This is a genomic window from Rhodococcus sp. IEGM 1379 (assembly GCF_030056815.1).
GTDB lineage: Bacteria > Actinomycetota > Actinomycetes > Mycobacteriales > Mycobacteriaceae > Rhodococcus_F.
In genome coordinates this window covers 1-4346 of record NZ_JASHKR010000155.1, presented here as the reverse complement: position 1 = coordinate 4346, position 4346 = coordinate 1, and the positions used below count along the sequence as shown (strand labels likewise).

General features: G+C 62.1%; 3 protein-coding genes and 1 pseudogene. 1 reads left to right on the top strand and 3 read right to left on the bottom strand.

Translation table 11 applies throughout. The annotated features are described in order from the left end of the window. The coding region (locus QM600_RS29005) for a histidine-type phosphatase (RefSeq protein ID WP_283265195.1) at nt 1-783 on the bottom strand (783 nt) is incomplete at its 3' end. Nucleotides 784-906: 123 nt separating this feature from the next. After that, nucleotides 907-1623, bottom strand: coding sequence for a sulfite exporter TauE/SafE family protein (locus QM600_RS29000; RefSeq protein WP_283265194.1), 717 nt, complete (start codon nt 1621-1623; stop codon nt 907-909). A gap of 98 nt (nt 1624-1721) precedes the next feature. On the opposite strand from QM600_RS29000, the gene pdxR reads away from it, so the two are divergent. Beyond that, entirely contained in the window at nt 1722-3233 is a 1512-nt protein-coding gene (pdxR, locus tag QM600_RS28995) for a MocR-like pyridoxine biosynthesis transcription factor PdxR (RefSeq protein ID WP_283265192.1), read from the top strand. Here the strand turns inward: pdxR and QM600_RS28990 are convergent. Further along, a pseudogene (locus tag QM600_RS28990) lies at nt 3223-4205 on the bottom strand (Glu/Leu/Phe/Val family dehydrogenase). The gene pdxR and the pseudogene QM600_RS28990 overlap by 11 nt on opposite strands. Between the last annotated feature and the right edge of the window lie 141 nt (nt 4206-4346).

Sequence of the window (4346 nt, the reverse complement as noted above, 5' to 3'; positions counted from 1 at the left end):
GTACAGCTTTGTCATCATGTGGCGCGAAACCTCACGAGTGCGAGGTAGGTTCGAGATCTCCTCGTCCACTGCCTCCAGGCGAGGGTCAGAGTCTTCGTACTCCTTGTACTCGTCATCGGTGTCGTGGAAGTAGAGGACATCCGGGTCGTTCGTGACGGCTCCGATGTTGCCGGCAACAGCCGGGTAGGCGGCGCTCAGGCCCTGGCCGAAGTTCGCTGCGCTGTCTACGGCGCGGTCGACGCCCGACGAGGTTAGTGTGATCGCGCCATCCTGGGCTGCGATGGCGCCGAAAAGCTGCGGAAGACGTTCCGCCACTCGGGCGCCCAACTCGCGGTGTTCGGTAACACCGAGACCGCTGAGGTTGCCGTAACCCAATGTGTCGTTGGCGGCCATGAGCTTACGAAGCTCCGGACCGAACTCCTTACCGACGGGAGTCAAGGCATTCTCGGTCTCTGCAATCTCCCAGAGTTGCAGACTCAGGTCGTCGTACTTGAGGCTGGAAAGGGCTCGTGAACCATGCCGTGCCACGTTTTCCGTGTATACGGGTGTGAAACCGGCCGGCGCGCTCTGCAGGTCACTGATGCTCTGGCCCTGCGAATACGGAGTTTTGGACGTGAAGCCGCCGACGGCGGGTGTACCCGACGAATCGGAAGACCCTGAGCTGGAGCCGAAATCGACCGAGCCGAACGGTGATGCGGCAGAGCTGGCCGCCGTACCGGTCGTGACGAGCATGAGCCCGATGGCTCCCGCCGCCGCCAGCAAACCGAAGCGTGGGCTTCGCATGGTATTGATCCTCTCTGTCAGCGCCGAGATGGCACGACTGTAGGAAAGTTAGAGCGACTAAGCATCTGGAGATGGCTGATTGGAGGGCCTGCGAGTGGACGCGAGGTTACAAGTCGGATTCACCTACGTCAGGCCGGCCGCGCTCTTGGCCAGCAGCACCGTGGCGGCCGCGATGATGATGTAAGTAGTTGCGCGACTCAAGGCGGAGGGCGATATTCGCCGCGACAGGTAGGAGCCGAGCACGTGGCCACAGGCCAGTAGGGGAGAGAATGCCGCCGCGGTCAGTAGTTCCGTTCCGGTGATGCCAACCTGTATTTGGAGAGCAAGCAGCGTTGCCACGGCCATGACAAGAAAGATCGTCGAGAGCGTGGAACGCAGTGTGGCGGCGTCGTTCGGGCGATAGGTGAGCGAGAGCGGTGGACCGGGCATCGCGGCCAATGCGCCCATGAATCCGGCTGCCGCGCCGGCCCCGGCAAGTGTTCGGCCAGATCCCGTTACAGACTTGCCCGAGAGCAGAACCGCTCCCGCACTCAATGCAAGTACGGCAACCAGACATTGCACGGCCGCGGTATCGACCCGCTGCAGGAACCACAGGCCGACGGCGATTCCGGGAATCATTGTGGCGGTGGCGATTCCTACCGTACGCGCGTCGCAGTGTGTGCGCTCTCGTATCGCCACCATGAGCATCATCGGAATTGTGAGAATCAGCAACGGTGCTGGAACAAGTTGGGGTGCAACGAGAATCAGGGCAGGTCCGGCGATCAAGCCGAAACCTGACCCGGTTGCCGATTGAATCGTCGCTGAGACGACGAGTATGCCGGCAACGAGGAGAAGAATCACATTTCCCAGTCTGCGGCGCATCTGGCACTGATGGAAGATCCAGTTTGTGCAAGCATTGAGAGGGCCAGAATGTGGGCCGGTACAAGGAGGAATGCACAGTGCGATCGCACGACGATCTCGGTCAACTGTTACAAGGCACGTCGGAACTTCTCGACGCGGACTCCACGGTGCCGATGTACCGGCGGGTTCGAGCGATGATCGAAGATCTGCTTGCCCGCGGTGTGTTCGACAGTGGTCGGCCGATGCCGTCCACGCGGTACCTGGCCCAGGAACTCGGCGTTTCCCGAAACACGGTAGCCGCTGCCTATGACGAGTTGATAGCGCTCGGAGTCATCGAGAGCCGTCCTCGCAGTGGGCTTTACGCGGCTGCTCCGCTTACCCGCGCATCTCCGGCCGAGTCGGCTTCGCGCGCCGAACCGGTCGACTGGTCCACGTTGCTGCAACCTCGAGAAAGCGTCGAGTTCACTCGAACTCTCGGGCACCCTGACGCATTCGACTATCCGTACCCGTTCATCAGCTCTCAGCCCGAACTGCGTTCGTTCCCGGTGCGCGGGTGGCTTCGCGCCGCCAGTGAGGCAATGACCGGTCCGCACCTCAAATACAGCGTGCGCGACGCCGTCGACCAGGACGATCCGCTACTCGTCGAGGCCTTGCGCAAAGAGATTCTCCCGTCGCGCGGTATCGAGGCGAACGCCGACGAGATTCTCGTGACCAGTGGTACCCAGCAAGGGTTGTCGCTGATCGCCGACGTACTGATGCGTCCCGGCAAGATCATGGGATTCGAGAACCCCGGATACCTCGACGCCATGCATATCTTCAAGCGCTCCGGAGTGGAGTTGTCTCCGATACCCGTCGACGGACGCGGCGCAGTGTTCGATCAATCGACAGTATTCGACGCGATGTACCTTACGCCTAGTCATCATCACCCCACTAATGTCACGTTGAGCCTCCCCCGGCGCAAGTTGCTCCTCGAATTGCTGGAGGAGAGAAACGGTTTCGTAATCGAAGACGACTACGACAGCGAATTTCGTTTCCGCGGGCGGCCGACGCCGTCGCTCAAATCGCTGGGGGACAACCGCCGCGTCATCTATCTCGGATCGTTCTCGAAGTTCCTGTCGGCGGGACTGCGGATCGGCTACATCGTAGCGGATCCTCCTGTTATCGCGGCACTTCGAGCCGAGCGACACCACCGGACCAAGCATCTGCCGGGGCACATCCAACGTTCGTTGGCGCTGTTCATCACGTCCGGTGACTATCACAAGGTTCTGCGTTCACACCGTCGCCGGCTCAAGCAGAACTGGGAGATCATCACCGACTCCGTCAACAAATACATGCCCCGCGTCGAGGCGTCGTCGTTTCCTCCGGGCGGTGTCAGCATCTGGTACACCAGCCCGGAGGATCTCGATGCCGCCGAGTTGACGGAAAGAGCTGCACGCCAAGGCATTCTGGTTGCGGATGGTTCGCGCTATTTCTTTCCCGGTACGGGTTCCCGCAACTGCCTGCGCTTGGGTTTCGGTTCGATTGCGCAGCAGTCGATCGAACCGGGTATCGCGCTGCTCGGCAGCATTGCCCACCGGATGCTCGAGGAGTCACGCTCCGCTAGTGGGTGAGCCCTCTCGCTCGGTGTGCCCGAGCGACGCGACCGACAGCCAGAGTCATGGCTGCGCGTCGCAGCGTGGTTCCTGTGGAATCGGCTTGGGCGAGAACGGCAGACCACGCTGCTGTCATGCGATCGTCCAGTCCTCGTTCCACCTCAGACAGGGTCCACCAGTAACCCTGTTGTGCCTGAACCCATTCGAAGTACGACACAACCACGCCGCCTGCGTTTGCGAGGATGTCCGGGACAACCAGGACGCCGCCCTGCTCGAGGACGTCGTCGGCCTCGGCAGTGGTCGGCCCGTTGGCGCCCTCGACAACAATGCGAGCGCACACGCGGCGACGGTGCCGTGTTCGGCGACATGGACTCTCAGATTGCGCAGATCGAGTCCCGCGGAGTTGTAGACCGCACCGAATCGGTCACTGACAGCGATGACCCGGACTCCGGCGTCCGCGAGGTAATCCGCAGCATCTGCGCCGACCTTGCCGTAGCCCTGAATGGCCGCTGTAGCCGAAACGGATTCGATGCCTAGCCTTTTCAAGGCCAGTAGCGCAATGTGTGCGACTCCGCGGGATGTAGAAGTGCGTCGGCCCAGCGAACCTCCGAGATCAAGTGGCTTTCCGGTGACCGAACCGGGCACACTGCGTCCCCGAGTAGCGGAGTAGGCATCCATCATCCAGGCCATCGTCTGCTCGTCCGTGCCGATGTCCGGAGCCGGAATGTCGTTGTCCGGACCGATAACCGGCGCGATGCCCTGCGTGTAGGTGCGGGTCAGTCGCTCCAGTTCGGCGGTCGAAAGAGTCAGGGGGTCGACATCCACGCCGCCCTTGGCGCCGCCGTACGGGATGTCGAGGAGCGCACATTTCCACGTCATCCACATCGCCAAGGCGCGAACCTCGTCCAGATCCACGCCGACGCTGTATCGGATCCCACCTTTGGCCGGTCCGCGGGCGATGCTGTGCTGCACTCGATATCCGGTGAACACCTCCACATCACCGTTGTCGCGGACTAGCGGGACGCTGACCGTCGTCTCACGTCTGGCCGCCCCGAGGATGCGGTGCAGGCCGTCGGGATAGCCCAAAGCCGTCACCGCCTCCGCGAGTTGGGTGCGCGCATCGTCGAGCGC